The sequence below is a fragment of the Chryseobacterium sp. KMC2 genome (assembly GCF_016756935.1).
In the GTDB taxonomy this organism is placed as follows: domain Bacteria; phylum Bacteroidota; class Bacteroidia; order Flavobacteriales; family Weeksellaceae; genus Chryseobacterium; species Chryseobacterium rhizosphaerae.
This window is the reverse complement of record NZ_JAESIT010000001.1, coordinates 437301-461219: the sequence shown is the minus strand read 5'-3', so window position 1 is coordinate 461219 and position 23919 is coordinate 437301. Positions and strand designations below refer to the sequence as shown.

Annotated in this window: 18 protein-coding genes; 12 read left to right on the top strand and 6 right to left on the bottom strand. The window is 37.9% G+C overall.

Annotated elements, in window-relative coordinates; translation table 11 throughout:
* The first annotated feature begins 55 nt into the window (after positions 1–55).
* From ilvD to ilvA, 5 genes are read left to right on the top strand one after another with little or no spacing between them, the layout of a single operon-like run.
* Positions 56–1735, top strand: coding sequence for a dihydroxy-acid dehydratase (gene ilvD, locus JML65_RS01950; RefSeq protein WP_202269741.1), 1680 nt, complete (start codon positions 56–58; stop codon positions 1733–1735).
* Positions 1736–1745: 10 nt separating this feature from the next.
* Positions 1746–3470: a biosynthetic-type acetolactate synthase large subunit gene (ilvB, locus tag JML65_RS01945; RefSeq protein ID WP_202269740.1), complete on the top strand. Its 1725-nt coding sequence runs from the start codon at positions 1746–1748 to the stop codon at positions 3468–3470.
* A gap of 10 nt (positions 3471–3480) precedes the next feature.
* On the top strand, positions 3481–3762 hold the full coding sequence (locus JML65_RS01940; protein WP_052188586.1) for an ACT domain-containing protein: 282 nt from the start codon (positions 3481–3483) through the stop codon (positions 3760–3762).
* Between the two features lie 45 nt (positions 3763–3807).
* Positions 3808–4854, top strand: a complete 1047-nt coding sequence (ilvC, locus tag JML65_RS01935; RefSeq protein ID WP_047487852.1) for a ketol-acid reductoisomerase — start codon at positions 3808–3810, stop codon at positions 4852–4854.
* 12 nt (positions 4855–4866) lie between these two features.
* Positions 4867–6129: a threonine ammonia-lyase gene (gene ilvA / locus JML65_RS01930; RefSeq protein ID WP_202269739.1), complete on the top strand. Its 1263-nt coding sequence runs from the start codon at positions 4867–4869 to the stop codon at positions 6127–6129.
* 129 nt (positions 6130–6258) lie between these two features.
* On the opposite strand, the gene JML65_RS01925 is transcribed toward ilvA, so the two are convergent.
* The 6 genes from JML65_RS01925 to alaS all read right to left on the bottom strand — a co-directional run bounded on the left by JML65_RS01925 (position 6259) and on the right by alaS (position 16882).
* Positions 6259–7728 carry a M20/M25/M40 family metallo-hydrolase gene (locus tag JML65_RS01925; protein ID WP_202269738.1) on the bottom strand — a complete coding sequence of 490 codons (1470 nt, stop codon included), beginning with the start codon at positions 7726–7728 and terminating at the stop codon, positions 6259–6261.
* Between the two features lie 8 nt (positions 7729–7736).
* Complete coding sequence (locus JML65_RS01920; RefSeq protein ID WP_047487860.1) at positions 7737–7973, bottom strand: hypothetical protein; 237 nt, start codon at positions 7971–7973, stop codon at positions 7737–7739.
* A gap of 58 nt (positions 7974–8031) precedes the next feature.
* The gene (locus JML65_RS01915) at positions 8032–10386 is read right to left on the bottom strand and encodes a hypothetical protein (protein ID WP_237390757.1); all 2355 of its coding nucleotides are present in this window, start codon (positions 10384–10386) and stop codon (positions 8032–8034) included.
* Between the two features lie 334 nt (positions 10387–10720).
* Positions 10721–12541, bottom strand: a complete 1821-nt coding sequence (locus tag JML65_RS01910) for a cytochrome-c peroxidase (protein ID WP_202269736.1) — start codon at positions 12539–12541, stop codon at positions 10721–10723.
* Positions 12542–12606: 65 nt separating this feature from the next.
* Positions 12607–14085: a hypothetical protein gene (locus JML65_RS01905; protein WP_202269735.1), complete on the bottom strand. Its 1479-nt coding sequence runs from the start codon at positions 14083–14085 to the stop codon at positions 12607–12609.
* Between the two features lie 193 nt (positions 14086–14278).
* Complete coding sequence (alaS, locus tag JML65_RS01900) at positions 14279–16882, bottom strand: alanine--tRNA ligase (protein WP_115918362.1); 2604 nt, start codon at positions 16880–16882, stop codon at positions 14279–14281.
* Positions 16883–17177: 295 nt separating this feature from the next.
* On the opposite strand from alaS, the gene JML65_RS01895 reads away from it, so the two are divergent.
* The 7 genes from JML65_RS01895 to prfB all read left to right on the top strand — a co-directional run bounded on the left by JML65_RS01895 (position 17178) and on the right by prfB (position 23901).
* Complete coding sequence (locus JML65_RS01895; protein WP_202269734.1) at positions 17178–17732, top strand: sigma-70 family RNA polymerase sigma factor; 555 nt, start codon at positions 17178–17180, stop codon at positions 17730–17732.
* A gap of 65 nt (positions 17733–17797) precedes the next feature.
* A complete protein-coding gene (locus JML65_RS01890) occupies positions 17798–18010 on the top strand; it encodes a hypothetical protein (protein WP_237390756.1) in 213 nt (70 codons plus the stop codon).
* Between the two features lie 79 nt (positions 18011–18089).
* Positions 18090–18530: a DUF417 family protein gene (locus tag JML65_RS01885; RefSeq protein ID WP_047494281.1), complete on the top strand. Its 441-nt coding sequence runs from the start codon at positions 18090–18092 to the stop codon at positions 18528–18530.
* Positions 18531–18553: 23 nt separating this feature from the next.
* On the top strand, positions 18554–19663 hold the full coding sequence (gene msrB, locus JML65_RS01880; RefSeq protein ID WP_047494300.1) for a peptide-methionine (R)-S-oxide reductase MsrB: 1110 nt from the start codon (positions 18554–18556) through the stop codon (positions 19661–19663).
* 184 nt (positions 19664–19847) lie between these two features.
* Positions 19848–21203: an AAA family ATPase gene (locus JML65_RS01875; RefSeq protein WP_202269733.1), complete on the top strand. Its 1356-nt coding sequence runs from the start codon at positions 19848–19850 to the stop codon at positions 21201–21203.
* 195 nt (positions 21204–21398) lie between these two features.
* Entirely contained in the window at positions 21399–22505 is a 1107-nt protein-coding gene (locus JML65_RS01870) for an NAD(P)/FAD-dependent oxidoreductase (RefSeq protein WP_202269732.1), read from the top strand.
* Positions 22506–22788: 283 nt separating this feature from the next.
* Positions 22789–23901, top strand: a complete 1113-nt coding sequence (gene prfB / locus JML65_RS01865) for a peptide chain release factor 2 (RefSeq protein WP_084086130.1) — start codon at positions 22789–22791, stop codon at positions 23899–23901.
* Positions 23902–23919 lie beyond the last annotated feature (18 nt).

Genomic DNA, 23919 nt, shown 5'->3' with positions numbered 1-23919 from the left:
GATGCCGGAGAAGAGAATTGTAAAGAAATAAGAAGAATAGCAAATGCAGGATAATATGTTAAATAAATATTCAAAAACATTCACACAAAACAGCGAACAGCCCGCCGCAAAAGCAATGCTTTACGGAATAGGCTTTACAGAAAATGATATGCAGAAAGCCCAGGTCGGAATTGCGAGTATGGGATATGACGGAAATACCTGCAATATGCACCTCAACGATCTTGCTAAAGTAGTAAAGAAAGGAACTTGGGAGCACGGACTGGCAGGATTGATATTCAACACCATTGGAGTAAGTGACGGAATGAGCAACGGTACAGATGGAATGCGCTATTCTCTGGTAAGCAGGGATGTGATTGCAGACAGTATCGAAGCGATTTGTGGAGCACAGTATTATGACGGAGTGATTGCATTACCGGGATGTGATAAAAATATGCCCGGGACTATCATCGCTATGGGAAGGCTCAACAGACCGTCAATCATGGTCTATGGAGGTACCATTGCTCCCGGATGTTACAAAGGGGAGCAGCTTAATATTGTTTCGGCTTTTGAAGCTCTAGGTAAAAAGATTGCCGGAGAAATATCTGAAGAAGATTTTAATGGAGTGATCAAAAATTCCTGCCCCGGAGCAGGAGCATGCGGTGGAATGTATACGGCCAATACAATGGCTTCCGCCATAGAAGCACTGGGGATGAGCCTTCCGTATTCTTCTTCCAATCCGGCTTTAAGTATTGAAAAGCAGCAAGAGTGTCTTGAAGCTGGAAAATACCTGAAAATATTATTGGAAAAAGATATTAAGCCTTCTGATATCATGACCCGTAAGGCTTTTGAAAATGCACTCCGTCTTATTGTGATCCTTGGAGGAAGTACCAATGCGGTTCTGCATTTTATAGCCATGGCAAAAAGCGTAGGGGTATCTGTAACTCAGGATGATTTTCAGAAAATGAGCGACTGTACACCTGTACTGGCAGACCTTAAGCCCAGTGGAAAATACCTGATGCAGGATCTTCATGATCATGGAGGGATACCGGCTGTAATGAAATATTTACTCGAACAAGGTTTATTGCATGGTGACTGTCTGACGGTTACGGGAAAAACATTAGCTGAAAACCTGGAAGACGTTCCGACACTGGATTTTACAACACAGAAGATCATTAAACCTTTGTCTGAACCAGTAAAAGCTACGGGACATCTGAGAATACTGTATGGTAATCTTGCGGAAAAAGGGAGTGTGGCAAAGATAACAGGAAAAGAAGGAGAACGATTTGTGGGAAAGGCCAGGGTGTTTGACGGTGAGAAAAACCTGATCAGAGGAATTCAGGATGGTACCGTACAGAAAGGTGATGTTATTGTTATTCGCCATGAAGGTCCCAAAGGAGCTCCGGGAATGCCGGAAATGCTGAAGCCTACCAGTGCTTTGATCGGGGCAGGGCTAGGAAGCAGTGTTGCTTTAATTACGGACGGAAGATTCAGTGGAGGAACTCATGGTTTTGTAGTGGGACATATTACTCCGGAAGCCTATGAAGGAGGGTTGATTGCTTTTGTAGAGGATAATGATCTTATCGAAATAGATGCTGTCAGTAATACCATACAGCTCAAAGTTTCAAACGAGGAGATTGAAAAAAGAAAAGAAGGATGGCAAAAACCAGCCCTTAAAGTACAGAAAGGATTGCTTTATAAATATGCATTAACAGTATCATCAGCTGCCGAAGGCTGTGTGACGGACGAAATATCATAATCACAACATCATGGAGAATTTAAATTTATCGATAGAAACAGAACTTAGCGGAAGCCGGATTATACTTGAAGCATTTCTTCAGGAAGGGATAAAAACAGTTTTCGGATATCCCGGAGGAGCTATTATTCCTATTTATGATGCCCTTTACGATTATCAGGGAAAGCTGGAACATATCCTGGTTCGTCATGAGCAGGCAGCAGTACATGCAGCACAGGGATTGGCAAGAGTTTCAGGAGAAGTAGGGGTCGTATTGGCTACCAGCGGGCCTGGAGCGACGAATCTTGTTACAGGGTTAGCGGATGCTTTACTGGATAATACGCCTGTGGTATGCATTACGGGGCAGGTTTTTGAGCACCTTCTGGGAACAGATGCTTTTCAGGAGATTGATGTCATGAATATAACAAGTCCCGTTACCAAATGGAATTATCAGGTAACGGATGCTCATGAACTTCCGGAAGTACTGGCAAAAGCATTCTATATTGCAAAATCAGGCCGCCCAGGACCGGTACTGATTGATGTAACCAAAAATGCACAATTACAGAATGTCATATATAAAGGATATTCTCCATGTTATTCATTAAGAAGCTATAAACCTGATCCTGATCCTTGTCTTGAAAATATTGAAAAAGCGGCAAGTCTCATTAATGATGCTAAGCAGCCGTTTATCATTGCCGGACAGGGAATTTTACTGGGAAAAGCTGAAAAAGAGTTTTTAGAATTTGCCGAAAAATCAGGAATTCCTGTAGCCTGGACTGTTTTAGGGATGAGTGCTATTTCTACAGACCATCCCCAGGCAGTAGGAATGGTAGGAATGCACGGAAATTATGGGCCTAATATACTTTCTAATGAATGTGATGTTCTGATTGCCGTGGGAATGCGCTTTGATGACCGGGTTACCGGGAGGCTAGATCAGTATGTAAAGCAGGCTAAGGTCATTCATTTGGATATTGATAAAGCAGAGATCAATAAAAATGTAAAAGCAGATGTGCCTGTCCTCGGAAATTGTAAGGAAACCCTGCCTCTTCTCACAGAGAGAATTATAAACAGAGCGCACCCGGAGTGGCATCAGAGATTTAAAGACTGTTTTGAAACTGAAAAAGATAACCTGATCAATGATGAATTGTATCCTGAAGAGGGTGAGCTGACCATGGGGGAAATTATTCGGTGTCTCAACGAAATGACAGCGGGTGAAGCTGTAATAGTAACAGACGTGGGACAGCACCAGATGGCTGCCTGCCGGTATTCACGGTTTAAGCATTCACGAACCAATGTGACAAGTGGAGGATTGGGAACAATGGGGTTCTGTCTTCCTGCTGCAGTGGGAGCTTCATATGCATTAAGCAATCGTCCTGTTATTGCGATCATGGGAGATGGAGGTGCTCAGATGAATATTCAGGAGCTGGGGACGATTATGCAGTTTCGCCCTGACGTCAAAATTCTAATTCTGAACAACTGTTACCTGGGTATGGTAAGACAGTGGCAGGAACTATTTCACCAGGAAAGATATTCATCAGTGGATATTCAGAGTCCGGATTTTGTACAGGTGGCAAAAGGATATGGTATTGCCGGAAGAAGAACATCCAAAAGAGAAGAACTCGAAGAAGCTCTCCGTGAAATGCTTGATTATAATGGAGCTTTTCTCCTCGAAGTCATGACAGGGAAAGAGCATAATGTATTTCCAATGATCCCACAGGGAAAAAGTGTTTCAGAGATTGTACTGAATAATAAGTTTTAAAAAAAGAAAGATGAAAACAGAACATAAAGAATATACCATTACAGCGTATACAGAAGATTATTTAGGGTTGATCAGCAGGATCAATGCCATTTTTTCCAGAAGAAGGATCTCTATGGTTACCTTCAATGTGGGACCTTCTGAAATAGAAAGAGTGAAAAAGTTTGTCATTGTAATCAAAGAAACAGAAGAATCGGTTCAGAAGATTACCCGGCAGGTAGAAAAACAGGTAGATGTTTTGGAAGTTCATTATCATAGGAATCCACATCTGTCGGTCATAGAATATGCAAGCTAAATATATAATAAATCAACATAATCAATAACAAATAAAATCAAAAAAATGGCAAAATTGAATTTTGGAGGAGTAGAGGAAAACGTAGTAACAAGAAATGAGTTTCCATTAGAAAAAGCCCAGGAAGTATTAAAAGATGAAGTGGTAGCAGTTATAGGATACGGAGTACAAGGTCCGGGGCAGGCCCTTAATCAAAAAGATAACGGAATCAATGTCATTGTGGGACAGCGAAAAAATTCCAAATCATGGGATAAAGCAGTAGCGGACGGTTTTGTTCCCGGAGAAACATTATTTGAAATAGAAGAGGCATTACAAAAAGGAAGTATTATCTGCTATCTTTTAAGTGATGCTGCACAAATAGAATACTGGCCTAAAGTAAAACAGCATCTTACCCCAGGAAAAGCACTGTATTTTTCTCATGGTTTCGGAATTACTTTTAATGAACGTACAGGAATAGTGCCTCCGAAAGATGTTGATGTTTTTTTAGTAGCCCCTAAAGGTTCGGGAACTTCATTGAGAAGAATGTTCCTTCAAAATAGAGGACTGAACAGTAGTTTTGCAGTGTATCAGGATGCTACGGGAAATGCAAGAGAAAGAGTATCAGCTCTTGGAATAGCAATTGGAAGTGGTTATTTATTTGAAACCGACTTTAAAAAAGAAGTATACAGTGATCTTGCCGGAGAACGCGGAACACTGATGGGAGCTGTACAGGGAATATTTGCCGCACAATATGATGTTTTAAGAAAAAACGGACATAGCCCTTCCGAAGCATTTAACGAAACTGTAGAAGAATTAACTCAGTCATTAATGCCTTTGGTTGCCGAAAACGGAATGGACTGGATGTATGCCAACTGCAGTACGACAGCGCAAAGAGGAGCACTGGATTGGTGGAAACGTTTTAGAGATGCTACATCTCCTTTATTTGAGGAACTGTACGACAGTGTAGCTAAAGGAAATGAGGCACAGCGTTCTATTGACAGCAACAGCAAGCCAGACTACAGGGAAAAATTAGAAGTAGAACTGACTGAACTGAGAGAAAGTGAAATGTGGAAAGCAGGAAAGACGGTCCGAAGCCTGAGACCTGAAAATAATTAATCACCCGAAAAAATGATGAAAGAGGAAATAGGGTCCTCCGTTTTGGAGAATGTCTATAAAGCGGAGGAAAGACTAAAAAATGTGGTTGTAAAAACCCCCTTAGCACTTAATAATAATCTGTCAGCAGTGTATGATGCGAATATCAGTTTTAAAAGAGAAGACCTTCAAAGGGTAAGATCTTATAAAATCAGGGGGGCTTACAATAAAATGGCGACGATGTCTCAGGAAGATCTTGGCAGAGGACTTGTTTGTGCGAGTGCCGGAAATCATGCCCAGGGAGTTGCCTTTGCGTGTCAGACCATGAAAGTCAGAGGAACGATCTTTATGCCTTTACCTACGCCGGGACAAAAACTGGAACAGGTAAAGATGTTTGGAGGAAGTTATATAGATGTTGTATTGCATGGAGATACTTTTGACGAAGCCAAAGATGCTGCGATGAGGTTCTGCAGTGAGAATGAAGGAATATTTATTCATCCTTTTGATGATCCGGCGATCATTGAAGGACAGGCTACAGTAGGACTTGAGATTCTGGAGCAGTCAAAAGAACCGGTAGATTATCTTTTTGTTCCAATAGGAGGAGGAGGATTGGCTGCAGGGGTTTGTTCTGTATTTCAGGAACTGTCTCCACAAACAAAAATCATTGGTGTAGAACCTTCCGCTGCTGCAAGTATGAAAAAAGCGCTGGAAAAAGGAAGGCCTGTATTGCTTGAAAAGATAAGCCGGTTTGTAGACGGAGCTGCAGTACAGCAGGTAGGAAATCTTACTTTTGAGCTTTGTAAAGATGTATTATATGACATGGCTACAGTGGATGAGGGGCTGGTTTGTGAAACCATATTATCTCTGTATAATAAAGATGCCATTGTCGTAGAACCAGCCGGAGCTTTATCAGTAGCAGCACTGGAAAGATATAAAGACGAAATAAAAGGGAAAAATGTAGTCTGCGTCATCAGCGGAAGCAATAATGATATCACCCGTATGGAAGAAATCAAAGAAAAAGCTTTGCTGCATGCCGGGTTAAAGCATTATTTTCTGGTCAGATTTCCGCAGCGTCCCGGCGCATTGAAAACTTTTGTAATCGATGTTTTGGGACCAGATGATGATATTACCTTTTTTGAGTATACCCAAAAAAATTCAAAAGAAAAAGGAATAGCCGTTGTGGGGATCGCTTTAAAGCATAATGAAGATTTTACACCGTTGATCCATAACATGAAGAAATATGATTTTTTCGTTAATTACCTGAACAATGATCCGTCTTTAATGAACCTTCTTATTTAGTTACTCAAAATACAATCAGGCATTTGGGAATATAAAATAAAAAGTAAAGAAATTTCCTTATTTATTTTTATTCCTGTTTAAAAACTCAATGATGAAAAAAGCTTCACAACTTGTGAAGCTTTTTGTTATTTATCTTTCAAGGGAAAAATTTGAAATTACTTTGGGTCTTTCCACTTCATTAGCTACTTTCCAGGAGGTTCTGTACATCCATTCAGTCATTTTATAAAGCTTTTTATAGTTGATATTTTCAGATTCATCCTGCGGAGTGTGATACTGATCATGCAGTACACTGGTGAAAAATATTGCAGGAATTCCAATTTTAGCATAAGGAAGATGATCGCTTCTGAAGTAGAAAAATTCTGCATGATTAGGGGAGTCCCAATCTTTTAAATAGCGGAATTTTGTACTTTCATTATTGGCATCTTCTGCCATTTTTACCAATTCTTCAGAGTTTTTGTGGGGTGCATTTCCTCCTAATAAAGCTGCTTCATCATTAGAATTTCTTCCAATCATATCACCATTCAGTACGGCTACAATTTTCTCCTTAGGAACTACAGGATGGGCGGCGTGCCACCTGGAACCCAATAATCCTCTCTCTTCTGCACCGTGGAAAACAAATAAAATACTTCTTTTTCCAGGTTGCTTTTTGTAAGCTCTTGCCATGGCCAACATGGCTACACAGGTACTGGCATTGTCGTCAGCACCATTATAGATCGTATCGTTTTTTACAGGATGTCTGATCCCGTCATGATCCTGATGTCCGCTCAATAAAACATATTCGTCTTTAAGTGCAGGATCTGTTCCATCTATTTTTCCAATGATATTAACGGACGGATATTTGTAAGTTTCCGTCATCAGGTTCAGTGAGATCTTAGGGTTGTTTTTTACCCAGCCTGCATTTTCCCTTTTGATCCATAGCACAGGAATGTTCTGGGTTATTTTTTCTCTTAGGCCCTCTACACCGTAGCTGCCTCTGGTCATTTGAGGAAGTACTTCCGGCCAGCTTTGCTCAGACATATCGTCAGTGATGAAAATAATGGCCTTAGCTCCCAGTTCATAAGCTTTATTGTAATATTTGGTGCGTACAAATCCGGGATATCTTCTTACAAAAAGGGTCATTTCTTTGTCTATGTTTTTATCAGAAGCATAGACTGCAAGCACCTTTCCTTTGATATTCAGGGTAGAAAGATTTTCAGGTTCGGTATTTCCGGCATACACAATTTCAGCATCCACCGATGCATTTACAGGCTCTGCCACCAGGAAATCTTTCCATAATCTAAGGTTTTTATCTCCAATTTTCAGACTGCTTTGTGGAATAACCTGATGCCTGTACATATCAAAGAACTGGAAAAATGTTCCGTTATCCCCGGCAGGTTTCATTCCTGCTTCTTTAGCTTTGTCAGCAAGCCACATGGAAACTTTTAATTCATCTAAAGTTCCTGCTTCACGTCCCCAGAATTGGTCTGCAGCGAGCTCATACATATCCTTTTTAAGATCGGCTTCTTTAAGGGCAGAAACCAAAGGCTTTTTATAATTCTGAGCATTTCCCATACTGAAGAAAAGTAAACTCAGCAAGGAAAAAATAGAGTATTTATTCATGTGAATTTTTAATTAAAGTGAGCCAGTTTTTCTGAAAACTGTTTTGAAAATTCTATTCTGTCTTCTTCCAGCTTTTCAGGGGTGGAAGGTAAAATATAATTGAAAAGAATTTTATGATCATTATCTAAAAATATGATTTCCTTTTCATTTCCATCCATCATCTGTGAGAAAATTGCCCACATGGAGGTATCTTTTAATCTTAATAATTCAAAAAACTGTTCTGCTTGTATTTCGATTTTCTGCATGTTATTATTAATGTATAATGTATAATGTATAATGTTAGGGGAGTAGGGGCCTGAAGGCTTAAAATTCTAAGAACTTCAATTTAAACTGTATGGCGAAATTCTGTTTGAAATTCGGGGTGGTATAATAGCCTACCCTGTAGAATAATCCAAGGTTAAAATAACTTGACAGGAAATTATTCCATTCCAGACCAACTTCCTGATACAGGTGATTCAGAGGTTTGAACCGGAACTGATGGTACTCGGGATATTTCATGTTTCCAATCGTTCCTCTCAAGACGAAGTCAAAGCTGGAAACATTATGCCCAAAGCTTTTGAAATAAAACGGAAGCTTATGGGTGAAGTAATACGCCACAAACTTATCATTGTAATATTTTCCACCTTCCAGTGTTGCAAACCCAAGATATGAGGTAAGATTGAAATTGAAATCCTTCCCTGGAGAGGCAAGCCCGTTCATGGTAAAGTTTTTCCAGATAGGAGCTTCTCCGAAAACCATTCCTCCATATAATCTGAAACCGGTAGTTCCAATGGGGGTTTTGAAATTATGGACGAAAAGGGCATCAAAACGGGAGTAATTAAAATCTCCACCCGCTATTCTGTAGCTTTGTTCATAGTTAAAATAGAGCTCGGGATATTTCTGATCAATCAGGGATTTCCCCTGGGGAGTCATAATATTGGTTGAGTTGGGAGAGTATTTTAAAGTAAACAAAGTATTTAAATTCTTGAATGACGAACCCTCATTTCTGAACTGATAGTCAAATTGAGCCTCTTCAATATTTCTTCTCACCGCAAAGGCAAGGGTAAGGCCGTTGGTGACATCATTCAGGTAAGATAGAGAAACTCCTTTAAAATGAAAATACTTATCATTATTAAGGTTGTTTCCAAAATTCATCATCCTCATCTTGAAGTTCCAGAGTCTGCGGTAGAATTCACCTGAAGCCGTTACATCGTCATAGAATTCAAACCTGAAGAATGAATTTTTCTCCAGAGTGGTTTTCATGTCTAATCCCATTCCATATTTCCATCTTCTGTCTTTTACTCCATAAGCAAAATAATAATCCGGGGAAAAATAAGGATTGAAGTTTTCATTGATTTTGGCTTTTAATCCCAGTCTGAATCCCTCATAAGAGTTGTAATTTACAATTTCATCCACGGCAAGATCTACAGAACGAATTCTGATTTGCCCGTTGAGTAAACCGGATAAAATCTGGGCTTTACCGTCTATTCTATATTTTTTTCCTAAGCTGTCTATTGTTTTATAAGTATTCTGTTCTCTTTCGGTAAGCGGATCAGTCCTGTACTGGTTTAGTGAATGTCCGTCAATATTCTTTACAGAGAAGGTATATCCTTTAAAATCTTTAGGATTCTCATCAATGGGAGACTCAAAGTCAAAATATTTTGAAGTGAGAAAGGCATAGGTAGCAAAGCTTTTTTTATCTTTTTTGTTAAGACGGTCTTTGTCATCCATGGCCATTTTGCCCATTTTAAGCTTTGTTTTTTCGTGGGCAAGAAACCATTTGTTATTGTAAAAGACCCAGGTGCTGGTGATAATTCCGTCGTTTTTATTTTTACTGAAATTTTCAATTTTTTTAACGCCGTAGGTCTCGGTATCTACATAAATAGCACCATTGTATTTCCTTTTTCTGTCTGGGTTTTTGTAATTCACCTCCCGGAAACGAATGACGAAATTTTTTCTGCCATCCAATTCTACGGTATCGGATAGATAGAATCTGTATAAGCCTCTGTTCTCCTGCTGGATCTGCTCAGGAACCACATCTCTGTTACTTTGCTGAAGTGCGATCATTTCATAGATCGGCTGTTTCAGCCCGGAAATCCTGTTGTCCAGAATATTGATCTTCTCACCGTATTTTTTCGAATATAAAAACTCCTGTGCTCTTTCCCAAAGAAACAGTTTACTCTTGGCAAAGATTTTTCTTGCGGAAATATTGTTTAATGAATCTTTTTCTCTCTTTTTCTTGAACATGTTTAAGTCATTGAAATATTCCTGAAACTGAGAAATGCTGTCTTCATCAATATCCAGAGATATTTTCTCATAAGATTTATAAGAATAGGAGCCTAAACTTTTTGGAGAGTTTTCATAGAAAAGTTTATTGACTTTTTTCAGGATCTCCAATGCCCTTGGATCGCTTTTGTCTTCAATGACAACAGCATCAATAGAGGTGGTTTTTGCCGTTTTTTTTATCAGCGAAATTTCCATGCTGCTTTCTACCGTTGCCGTTTCTTTTTGATAAGATTCAGCTTCAATATCTATGGACTTACATGTTGATTTGAATTCCAGAACTCCCTGAGCATTAGTGTAGCCAAGGATTTTGTCGCCACAGGAGATTTTAGCGCTGGGAACAGGCTTTTGATTGGTGTCATCAACAATTTTAATTTTTAATTGTGAATACCCCAAAAAGCTGATTAAAAAAAATAGTAATAGTAAACCCCTTTTCATTTGAAAAAACTACGTCAAAAGTACTAATATTTATTGTTTTAGAAAAGTTTTTAACGGACTATAACATTGATTTCATCTAATTTTATAATGGTAAAATCAAGGTTTGTGAACACTAAAAGTAGACTTATTAGGGTTAGGGGTACAAGCTATGGGATTCGGAATGCATAATGAAAAATTGGGGGGTATTATACCACTCTTCACCATTGGTACAGCTTTTCACTGGACTTCTGTTTGATGAGCTGTATTTTTTCTCTATTCGAAGGGTGACAAATTGCATATTTGGTGTTTGGTTTTACGGTTTTTTATCATCCAGTGCCTTCATAAATTCAATAATATCATCCATCTCCTGATCCGTAAGTTGTAAAGGAGCATCGGAAAGTGTCTGGTTATCTACTTTAAATCCAACACCCTTTCCGCCACCTTTATTATAAAAGTTCATGACTTCTTTCAATGTTTTATAGCCTCCGTTGTGCATATAAGGAGCTGTTTTATTGATGTTTCTAAGCGTAGGTGTTTTAAAAGAATGCTGTAATGTTGCCACTGTTTCATGAAATTTTCCTCTTCCTAAATCGTTGTCAAAAGTGGTGTTATGTCCGTTCACAGCGACTCCCAATACTTCCTGCTCTGTTTTTTTGAAAGTTGGAGGTACGGTACCATTGAATAAAGGGATGAAGTGACATATGGCACATTGTGCTTTTCCCACAAAAAGATTAAACCCTCTTTTTTGATGAGCTGTCATGGCAGACTTGTTTCCACGCATATATTCATCAAAATCAGCATTGAATTTTGCCAAAGAACGGATGTAGCTGGCCAATACATTCTGCAGTTGCCATGCCTCTGTCTTTTGAGAATGATAAATTTTTGTAAAGGCTGTCTGATATTTTTTGTCCTGGTTGATCTTAGCAAGGATTACATTAAGGTCTCCATGCATTTCTTCTTTATTTGAGATAACATCGGAGCTTTGTCCCTCCAGATCATCTTTTCTCATATCCCAAAATTGCCCATGCTGAAACCCTGCATAATTAAGAGAAGGAGCATTCCGGGACAGTTCCGAATTTTCAAGCGACATAGACTTGGCGAGTCCGTCAGTAAATGCTTTTTCAGGAATATGACATGTTGTACAGCTTCTGTTGTTGTTATTGGATAACATTTTATCATTAAAAAGCTGTTGGCCAAGAGCTGCTTTCTCATTAGAAAATGCAAATTCTTTTCCAGGTGTAAAGGCATTGGGATTGAATGCATTTTTAGAAAAAAAAGTAGCTGCGTTTTTATGAAGAGCAGTAGTTACCTCAACATCAGGAATCTTTTCCTGATTTTTAAATTCAAGCAGTAAAGAGGTGATCTTATTGAAGTGGTCCGGAATAAAATTGACATAATCAAACGTATTCTTGTCCGTATTTTTTTTCAGAATCTCAATAGCTGTATCAATTTCATTAAGTATGCTTTTCAATGCTTTATTCTTTGACTGATCAGTGGAAATCTGCTGCAATGTTTGCTTAACCCCCTGTAGAGAGTAAGGAATCTCCTTCAAAAATGTTCCGGAAATAGGAGTGTCAAAACCCGAAATACCCAAACTTGAAATTCTGAAAACTTCCTGTCTTAAAGCATCAAAAACCTGATCTCTACTGACAGTGATGACCTGGAAATTGGTTTCTATAGTATTGCTTTTATTTATTAATTTTTTTAAAAACCTGATAACCTCCTCTTTGTTTCCCTGATCATAAGGATACAACATTTCTTCCAATACCTGTAAACCTTCCGGTTCTATTTCCGTATGTTCGTCCATTTCTATTTCCGGCAGAGCAGGACCATTAATGAATCTGGCAGAGTGGGGAAGGAAATATTCCACAGCCCATTCCATTTTTTTGTAGGTTTTTCTAAGTTCCTCAAACTTCTCCTGAAGTTTTTTTTCATCAGAATTGTTGGAAACAAGAACTGTCAGTTCATTGATCTGTTTTTCAAAGGTATCATTGTTCTTGATAATCTGATTTTTTACAGAACCCAGATCCTCAGAAGCAGGCAGATGCTTATCACTTTTACAATAGGAAAGAATGAAAAGAGCAGCTGCTGAATATAAAAACAGGAATATCGGATATTTTGAAAGTTTCTTCATAGGTATGAAAAAGTATCAACAGAAGTTTTCCATTGATACTTTTGATTTTTATGAGGTGATTATAATTATTTTTCTACGTTTCTGATAATGACAACCTGCCCGCCCTCTTTATTGGTATTGACTCCGGAACCGTCAGGATTTTTAAATTTATCCAGCTGCCACGTATGAGAATGAATGTTTACCGTAAAGGTGTTGGGAACACCTATGATGTCTGAAATATCAGTCATTGCTCCAAATTCCCATGAACCGAATTTCTGAAGATCTCCGGATTGGTTATATGCAGTCTGCCATGCCGAATCATTTCTGTTGTGTTTCATATTCAACCATGGTTTATATTGTTTCGTACCGATATTAAGCTGCCATATGTAGGAATCATGACCTGCAGCCTTATAATAAGAATCTCCGTCTTCCTGAATATATACATAGTTTTCAGTAACACACAGATTATCCGGATTGATAAGATTATGACCAGGATTGGAATCTCCTTCTGCAACAACTTCCAACTTTCCTGTCAACATATTATTGGAATTAAGAACAAGCTTATAAACCCTTCCCCACATCGTTAATCCCGGTTTTGGGTTCACTCCGTCAGAAGATTCTCCGGTAGCTGTAAAATAAACTTCTCTTCCTTTTCCTGCTCCTTTTCTGTAATCTACATCTTCAACCCTTGAAAAACGGATTGCATTATTATCTATATTTTTCTGATTGATCTGAGCTCCTGTCAGGTTTTTAGCATTAGGAATTTCAACGAACTCTACATCATAGCTGCTGCCTTTTACCATGTCAGTTTCAGTATAGTTATTGTTTGTTCTTTTTAAAGAATATAACTTTCCGTTATCCAGATCTCCCTGTGTATTGGCTACGTACATGATCAATTGTCCTGCAGACTGATGAGAAGAAGAATAAGACTGATCTTCACCGATGATGATATAAGATTTTCCGTTTGATACATCTTTAGGAAGAGGAACCGCATTTTCCATAGAAGCTTTTCCTAAGGCTGGCTTTACTCTGGTTTTATCTGATGCCTGGGAAACTGCTGCTAATGGATTTAAAGCATGAACCATACTTTCTTCACCAGATTCTCCGGCAGTAAGAAAAGCACTGAAACCATGAGTTTCAGGAGTAGCTAATGTAGCAGAACACAATCTTGTCATTCCTCCTGTTCCATTAAGAATATATTCCCCTTTTACAGGTCTGAAAGTTTTATCTAAATATACTCTTGATACAGATTGTTTGATCTCATGGTTGGTGATCATCAGATAACCGTCTGAATTAGGATCCCTCATGATGCCCATTCCGTCCGGCTGACCTCCAAAAACAAAGTCTGGAGAACCTGAAAGAATATCAGAACTTGAAATAAGTGTGGTGATATTTAAATTTTCAAAACCGGGCATTCCAAAAACGAAAGCGGATTCTTTAGAAAAATTTTCAAGTTTGATTTTATCATTGACAGGGGTATTGCTATCCCCGTTATTGTCGTCATTACAGCCTTGGAATACAAGAGCAGCAAACAATAGAGTGCCAATAGTTTTGTTAATTTTCATAATTACTTTTTTGAATTTCGATTAGGACAAAACTAATGGTCTGGTGTTAACTGGGTTTTAATAAGACAAAACAAATAGTTTAAGATTAAGCAATGGTTTGTTAAGATAAGATCAATAATTAGAACGGTTATAAATAAAAAAATGGCTGTTTCATCTGAAACAGCCATTTTAAATATGGTAATAATACTCTATTTTAAATATGTAATGCTTTTTGGTAAGCATTTTCTAATCCATCAAGGTTTTTACCTCCGGCAGTTGCAAAACCAGGGTTTCCACCACCACCACCTTGGATCTCTTTGGCAAGATCTTTTACGATAGCTCCGGCCTGATAATCTGCTGCAAGATCATCAGATACTCCCACAGTGATCATAGGTTTTCCGTCTGCATCAGACAGAATGATAGTCACAGAAGTTGGGATTTCTCTTTTCAGCTGGAATACGATGTCTTTAACAGAACCTGCATCCAAAGAAGTTTTCTTTACCAAAAGCTGTTTGTTTCCCTTCTGCTCATAAGCATTTTTCCAGTCGCCGATTTCTCCTTTTGCCTTCTCTTTTTTTAGAGCATCTACTTCAGATTTTAATGATGCATTTTCTTCGATAAGTTTTTCGATAGATCTTACTACATCTTTAGACTTCAGTAATTGAGAAAGCTCAATAATCTGCTGTTCCAGGTTTTTGAAATATTCTTCAGATTTATCACCAGAAATCGCTTCAATTCTTCTGATTCCTGCAGCAGCAGAACCTTCAGAAGTGATTTTGAAGTGACCAATTTCACTGGTGTTTTTTACGTGAGTTCCTCCGCAAAGTTCTTTTGAACTTCCAAATTGGATCATTCTCACACTGTCACCATATTTTTCACCAAACAAAGCCATTGCTCCTTTCTCCAAAGCCTCCTTAATAGGAATACTTCTGAATTCCTGTAAAGCAATACTTTCTTTGATCTTATGATTTACTTTTTCTTCAATTAAAGCTAATTCTTCTTCCGTCATTTTATTGAAATGAGAGAAATCGAAACGAAGATAATCAGGGCCTACATACGAACCTTTCTGTTCTACGTGAGTTCCTAAAACATCTCTTAATGCCTCATGTAAAAGGTGAGTCACAGAGTGGTTAGCCTGAGAATTTTTTCTGTCAGAAGCATTTACTTTAGCGTAGAAAACCGCTCCTGCATCTTTTGGAAGACCGTTGATCAATGAAATAATCAATCCGTTTTCTTTCTTCGTTTCCAATACTTCAAAACTTTCAGCAGCATTTTCCAGCATTCCTTTATCTCCAACTTGTCCACCACCTTCAGGATAGAATGGAGAGCTGCTCAGTACTACCTGATAAAATTCTCCGTCTTTATTTTCTACCTTTCTGTATCGGGTAATATAGGTTTCGGATTCCGTTTGGTCATATCCAACGAATGTTTCCGGCTTTTCTTCTAAAACTACCCAATCGTATACTTTTTGAGCAGAGTCAGATTTGGAACGTTGTTTCTGCTTTTCCATCTCAGCTTTAAACCCAGCCTCATCAATGGTTAACCCTTTTTCCTCAGCAATAATTCTTGTTAAGTCATCCGGGAAACCATAGGTATCATACAGTTCGAAAACTTCCTCGCTTGGTAATACTTTTAAATCATCAGCAATGGTCTGCTGAATTAATTTTTCAACTCTGATCAGTCCGTTTTCAATGGTTTTTAAGAATGATTCTTCCTCACTTTTAATAACTTCTGAAACCAGTTTGCCTTGTTTCTCCAATTCAGGGAAGAATTTACCCATTTGATCCTGAAGAACAGTTACCAATTCAAAAAGGAAAGGTTCTTTCATTCCTAGGAATCTGTAAGCATAAGAAATACCTCTTCTTAAAATCCTTCTGATAACGTATCCGGCACCTCCGTTGGAAGGCAGTTGTCCGTCAGCTATAGCAAAAGAAACCGCTCTGATGTGGTCTACCACCACACGGATAGCAATATCTTTTTCGTCCTCTAGAATACCTGTATATTTTTTCCCGGAAAGTTCTTCTACCTTAGAGATCAGCGGTGTAAAAACATCGGTATCATAATTGGAAGACTTTCCTTGAAGTGCCATACAAAGACGCTCAAAGCCCATCCCTGTATCCACATGCTGAGCAGGAAGTTTTTCCAAAGATTTGTCTGCTTTTCTGTTGAATTCCATGAAAACCAGATTCCATACTTCCACTACCTGTGGATGATCCTGATTTACCAGTGTAATCCCGGGAACAGCAGCTTTTTCTTCCGGAGTTCTTAAATCGATATGGATCTCTGAACACGGTCCGCATGGTCCGCTTTCACCCATTTCCCAGAAATTATCTTTTTTATTTCCGTTAATGATTCTGTCCTCTGAAATATGAGATTTCCAGAAGTCATAAGCATCCTGGTCTCTGTCAAGATTTTCAGAAGCATCCCCTTCAAAAATAGTGACATATAAATTGTCTTTTGGAATTCCGTATACATCAACTAATAATTCCCAGGCAAAAGCAATAGCCTCTTTTTTAAAGTAATCCCCGAAAGACCAGTTTCCTAACATTTCAAACATGGTATGGTGATAAGTATCTCTACCTACATCATCCAGGTCATTATGCTTCCCTGAAACTCTCAGACACTTTTGTGTATCGGCAATTCTTGGGGCGGTAGGCGTTTTGTAGCCTAAGAAAAAATCTTTGAACTGCGTCATTCCTGAGTTGGAAAACATAAGGGTAGGGTCGTCTTTCAGCACAATAGGAGCTGAAGGAACGATCAGGTGGTCTTTACTTTTAAAATAATCTAAAAATTTTTGACGTATCTCTTGTGATGTCATAGTATTGCTTTTGCTTTTTAACGTATCAAATTTTGATAAGATGCAAATTTAATGTTTTTAGGTGATTTAATATCTACTATTGAATATTTTCGGATAGGTTTTATCAAATGTCCGGCATAATAATCAGGTATGGCTTTTATTTTTAGCCACGGGGATGCTCATAAAAGGATTATATGGGTTCGGGCAATCAGCCTTATGATAAAATAAATAATCATTATTCAGTATAACTTTGCAATTTTCCATTTAACTTATTACCTTCGTTATGATCTGAATAAGATAAAAATAAACATAAGAAATGATGAAAAATGAGGTGCTGAAAAACTGGATAGAACAATATTCAGAACCGCTTTTAAAGAAGGCTTTTTATCTGCTTTCGGATAAAGAAGAAGCACAGGATATAGTTCAGGATGTATTCATCGCAGCATTTTCATCATACGATTCTTTTGGAGGAAAAAGCCAGCCGCTGACCTGGCTGATGGCCATTTTAAAAAGGAAAGTTGCTGATTTTTACCGTAAAAAATACAGATCTGAACCCAATATCAGGCTTGATCATTTTTTTGATGAAACAGGTTCATGGAAAAATAATGATGTATTGAATGACTGGAATGCCGCGGGCAAAGAATCTGAACTGCTGGATGATCAGGATTTTAATAAGACGTTGGAAGAATGTATGGAAGAACTGCCTTCCAGATGGAAAATCCTCTTGAAAATGTATTATATTGAAGAAAAAAAAGCACCTGAGGTGAGTCAGGAATTTAATGTTTCAACGACTAACCTTTGGAAGATCTTGCAGCGAAGCCGTATGCAGCTTAGAGAATGTCTGGAATTTAACTGGTTTTCAAGATTATAACAATGACAATGGTAAAGAAAGTTCTACATCTATTATTTCTACCATGCAGTGAAGCCACACTGCTCATGGAAAAACGTAATGCCCAGGCTATTTCTTCCAAAGAAAACTGGAAACTCAGCATGCATCTTATGATTTGCAAATGGTGTAAGATGTACAATAAAAAACTGGCATTACTGGATACTCTATTTAAAAAGACCCTTTCTGAAAAGGAATCTGAAATTAAAGAATCTGATATACAGGATTTTAAAAATAAAATGATTGAAAAATTAGATTTTTAAAAGAATCTTGTCAGGATTTCGAAATAGCTCCGACTATACTTTTGAAAATAAAAAAGTATAATTTAAAAAATGTAAAAACATGGTCGGAACAACACAATCTAATGAAAACACAAACAGATCCTCATTAGGATATTATGTCTCGCTTTTTGGAGCAGCTCTTATTTTGCTCTGGATCGGTATTTTCAAATTTACCCCCACTGAAGCCGTTTCTATAAAACCATTGGTAGAAAACCATTTTCTAACTTTTTTCGTATATAAGATTATGAGCGTTCAGGCAGTGTCAAATCTTATCGGAACGATAGAAATTATCATTGCTTTATTACTGATATTTAGTGTGAAATTTGCAGTATTGAAAAAGTATGCCGGAATAGGAATGATAGTGACATTTTTGGTAACGTTAAGCTATCTCTTTACAAGCCCGGGAATGTGGAAAATAGTGGATGGTGTACCTGTAACCGACTTCTTTATTTTAAAAGATCTCATGCTTTTAGGATTTGGGCTCATGGTCATTCAAAAATAATAAAAATGAATAAAAATAAAAAAATGAAAAATATATTAATTGTACTCGGAATTATTCTGGGTATTGCAGTCTTTGCTGCAGGTTCCGGACTGTTTAAAAATAAGAAATCCGGAAAAGAAGAAATAAAAAAAGAAAATCAGGAAACTATGGATAATAAAAATGTCAGAGAAATTTATTTTGCAGGTGGATGTTTCTGGGGAACAGAACATTTCTTTCAGCAGATTCGTGGAGTAGTGGGAACAGAAGTTGGATATGCCAACGGAAATACACAGAATCCTACCTATGAAGAAGTGGTAAGCCATACCACAGGTTTTGCAGAAACAGTAAAAGTAAAATATGATCCTGAACAGGTTGACCTGAAACTGTTGATTGACCTTTATTTTAAAACCATTGATCCTACCAGTAAGGATCAGCAGGGAAACGACCGAGGAAATCAGTACCGTACAGGAATTTATTTTAAAGATAAAAATGACGAAGCCATTGTGAAAGGTGAAGTGGAAAAGTTGGCTAAAAACTACACTAAACCAGTAGTGGTAGAAACTGTTGCTTTGAAAAATTTTTATAGAGCAGAAGACTATCACCAGGATTATCTGGATAAAAATCCGGGAGGCTACTGTCATATTGAACCGGGACTTTTTGAAATGGCCAAAAAAGCAAACCCTCTTCCGAAAGCTGCACCGAAAGTACAGTATGAGAAACAGGACAAAAAAGTTCTGAAAGAAAAACTCACTGCCGAACAATATAATGTAACTCAGGAAAATGGTACGGAAAGACCTTTTCAAAATGAATACTGGAATGAAACCCGTGAAGGAATTTATGTAGACATCACCACCGGAGAACCTTTATTTATTTCAACGGATAAATTTGAGTCAGGATGTGGATGGCCTAGTTTCTCTAAACCCATTACGAAGAAATTAATAGACGAAAAACTGGACAAGTCGCAAGGCATGACTAGAGTAGAGGTAAGAAGTAAAACAGGAGATGCTCATTTGGGACATGTCTTTAATGACGGTCCTGAAGATAAAGGAGGATTGCGTTACTGTATCAACAGTGCGTCCCTGAAGTTTATTCCAAAAGCAGATATGCAGAAAAAAGGATACGGAGAATATATTCCGCTATTAGATAAAAAGTAAAGTGAAAGAAAGGCTGCCATCAGGCGGCCTTTTATTTTAAACTTAATAACGTCTTAATTGAAGATTTTATTTAATGCTGAATTAGAACTAAACTGTTTTTGATTTATGAAAGTCAAAAAGAATATTGAGTTAGATTATATATTTAAGATTAAAATATTAAATTTGATAGAACTAATAGGGAAATATGAAGTTAATTGAACTGGCAGAAGAATTGAAAGTCTCTGCAGAAGCGATCAAACAGTTTATACAGGATTTTGACCTTGAGTTGGTAGACTGTATCAGTACGAATTTTGAAGTGAAAGAAGATTTTGAAAAATTCGCTCGTGAAAACCTGGATTTTTTAAAGCTCTATGAAAAAGATCTTGATAAAAATAAAACTCTGGAGCAGATTGCTGAGGTAATTAATCAGCCTAAAGAAAAAGTAGAAAAAGCAATTAAGGACAATAATCCTAATATTTTTGACAATGGCTTTTTCAAATCCTCTATTTCAAGTTATGGCATTGATAATAAACTAGGAGGAAATTATCAGTTTGTCTATGATTATTTTGGGCATAAGACAAGTCTGAAAAAAAGAGATTTTATAGGGTATAGAGATTTGTTTTTCTACACTTCGGCGGTTTTAGAGCCTTTTCTGAATCCTCAGCAGATCAAAGACTGGGGAATCAATAAACCGGCAGGGATTATTTTATATGGACCTCCCGGAAGTGGGAAGATTTTCTGGGCCAATAAAATTGCTGAAATCATAGGATACAGTTTTAAAGAAGTCAAAAAGCACTATTTAGGAACGTCTCTGATTGATGGGAATGAAATTAATTTCAGTGACTTTCTGATGTCTATGATGAAAGAAAATAAATTACTGCTTTTTCTCGATGATTTTGACGAAATTATGATGCAGAGAAAAGCAGAGACAGATATTGCTTCCTGTAATCTTGAAGCCCAGGAGCTTATCCTTCATTATATCGGAAAATTTGAAAAAGAAGGGGTGTTGATGGTTGGATCTGCCAATTCTGTTTCAGAAATAGATGAGGAGATTCTGGCACCGGGAAGATTTGATGTGATGATACCTATATTCCCTCCCAATGCTTCAGAACGGTCAGAAATTATTTTATATGCGATGACCAGAGGCTTGGAAGAGGATTCTCTCCTGTACAAAATTCTCATTTACAATAAAGCGGATAATGTTCCGTTCTGGCACGAGATTTCATCAAAAATGAAAGCTTTCAGCAATACCATGCTGATTGATTTTACTCAAAGTCTGAAAAAAAGAATTAAAAATCTATACCAGAGAACAAAGAATGAAAAGCTTAAAATTGATCAGGGGCTTTTGAATGCTGCTCTCAGAGATGCTGCAGGGAAACTTACTGAAGAATATCTTGATCAGGTAGCCCGATTTTTAGCTGATGCCATTATCAATAATTTTGATGAATTCCAGTTTAGAATCAAGGCACTTAAAGCAGAACTGGAAACTTATAAAGTTGTGGAAGAACCAAGACGGGCTATAGGTTTCTCTCATAATGATGAGGAGAAGAAGACTAAGTAGAGGATTCGGGGTTCGAGATGCGAGATGCGGATTTAAGAGTGTGTGATAGTGGATACAAGGTTTAATAATGTGTAATCTGAAATCTGAAATCTTGGCTCTTGGTTCTTGGTTCATGATTCTTATCCCTTATCTCCACTCTCAACGTCTCATGTCTCAAATCTATACATCCTACTTTTTACATTACACATTGTACAAATGATCAGCATCTGGGAACTAGAAACCTTTTACAGTAAAAGAGATATTATCATTATAGGAGCAGGTTTTTCCGGGCTTTGGACTGCTGTTTCCATTAAAGAAAAATATCCTGAAAAATCAGTGTTGATTATCGAGCGTAATGCAGTGCCACTTGGGGCTTCAACGCGCAATGCCGGATTTGCCTGTTTTGGAAGCCTGACAGAGGTGATTGCCGATGCACAAAAGATGGGGTGGGAAAAGACCCTGGATTTGGTTGCCATGAGGTTTAATGGGCTTCAGAAGATCAGGGAATATTTTAAAAGTGACGAGATAGACTTTGAACTTAGTGGAGGATATGAAATTTTGAATAATGAAGAGCCTTTACAGCATCTTGATATCGTTAATGAAAAACTGAGATCTGTTACCGGACTTGAAAAAACCTATCATCTGAAACAGGATAAAATAGAAGAATTCGGTTTGGGAAAATCAAAGTTTCTGATTGAAAATATCTGTGAAGGAAGTTTACATTCCGGGAAACTGATGCAGAAGCTTTTAGAAAAATGCCATGAACTTAAAGTGGGGTTTTTATTCGGTACAGCAGTGGAGAATATTGACGAAAACCTTGATGAGGTGCTGGTTCATCTTTCAGAAGGTCTTTCTGTAAAAACAGATCAGCTGATATACTGCACCAATGCTTTCAGTTCAAAATTCCTGGAAAAAGAAGAGATTATCCCAGCCCGTGGACAGATTCTTCTTACAGAGCCTATAGAAAACCTGAAATTAAAAGGTACATTTCATTACGACGAAGGATTCTATTATTTCAGGAATTTAGAAAACAGGGTTTTGTTGGGAGGAGGTCGGAATCAGGATTTTAAAACAGAAGAAACTACAACCTTTGAAACCACCGAATTCTTGCAGAATCACCTGGAAAACTTTTTAAAAGAAGTGATCTTACCGGATCATGAATATAAAATAGCCCTCCGATGGTCAGGAATCATGGCCATGGGATCAGAAAAAACACCTATCATAAAACAGCTTTCAGAAAAACAGTTCTGTGCAGTAAGGCTTTCCGGAATGGGAGTGGCGCTCGCTCCAAAGATTGGGGAAATAGTGGTGGAGATGATTTAGGGTAGATATCAGATGTCAGATGTCAGATTTCAGAAGTTGACGTTGGGGTATTAGATTTTAAAGAATCAAGAGTCAAGAATCAAGAATCAAGAATCAAGAGCCAAGAGGTAAGTAGGTAGAATAATTAGCCTTACATCTTATATCCGACAGCTTGCCTTCTCGCATTTTGTACCTCGCACCCCGTATCTCGCACCTCGTACCCCGAATCCCTCACCTCACAACACTTTCAACTTTGACCTCTCAACTCTAAAAGAAATCCGTATTTTTGCAAAAAGAATAAATCGTGATCAACAACGACCAGATAAAAGAAGTTCAATCCAGAATTGAAGACTTACACAGATACCTTCAGATAGAAAAAAAGAAAATAGAAATAGCCAACGATGATGAAAAAACGGCTGCCCCGGAGTTTTGGGATAATCCTAAAACAGCAGAAGCCTTTTTGAAACAGCTTCGTTCCAAGAAAAAATGGGTAGAAGGTTATGATGAAATCCAGACTCAATTCGAAGATCTTCAGGTTTTAGCGGATTTTGCTAAAGAAGACCCGGATTCTGAAAAAGAGCTGGATGAAACATTTCCCCAGTTGGTAGAAAAAATCGAAGATCTTGAATTTAAGAACATGCTTTCCAATGAAGGGGATGAGCTTTCTGCTGTTCTTCAGATTACCGCGGGAGCCGGAGGTACAGAAAGCTGTGACTGGGCATCAATGCTGATGAGAATGTACACCATGTGGGCAGATAAGCAAGGATATAAAATCCGTGAGCTTAATTTTCAGGAAGGAGATGTAGCCGGTGTAAAAACCGTTACCCTGGAAATTGAAGGAGAATATGCATTTGGGTATCTGAAAGGAGAGAATGGAGTACACCGTTTGGTAAGAATTTCACCTTTTGACAGTAATGCAAAACGCCATACAAGTTTTGTTTCCGTATATGTGTATCCTTTGGTAGATGATACTATTGAAATCAATATTAACCCTGCTGATATCAGCTTTGAAACCATGAGATCTTCAGGAGCAGGAGGTCAGAACGTAAACAAGGTAGAAACTGCCGTACGTCTACGTCACGCACCAACTGGAATTATTATTGAAAACTCAGAATCCCGTTCACAGCTTCAGAATAAAGAAAAGGCAATGCAGCTCCTTCGTTCAAGATTATATGAAATGGAATTGGAAGAGCGTATGAGAGCCAGAAATGAGATTGAAGCCAATAAGATGAAAATCGAATGGGGAAGCCAGATCAGAAATTATGTGATGCATCCTTACAAATTGGTAAAAGATGTACGCTCAGCTTATGAAACATCAGATGTGGATGCTGTAATGAACGGAAATATCACCCCTTTCTTAAAAGCTTTCTTAATGGCGGATGGAACGGCGGTTTCCGATGATGATATGGAGCTATAAATATCATGTTTTATTTTT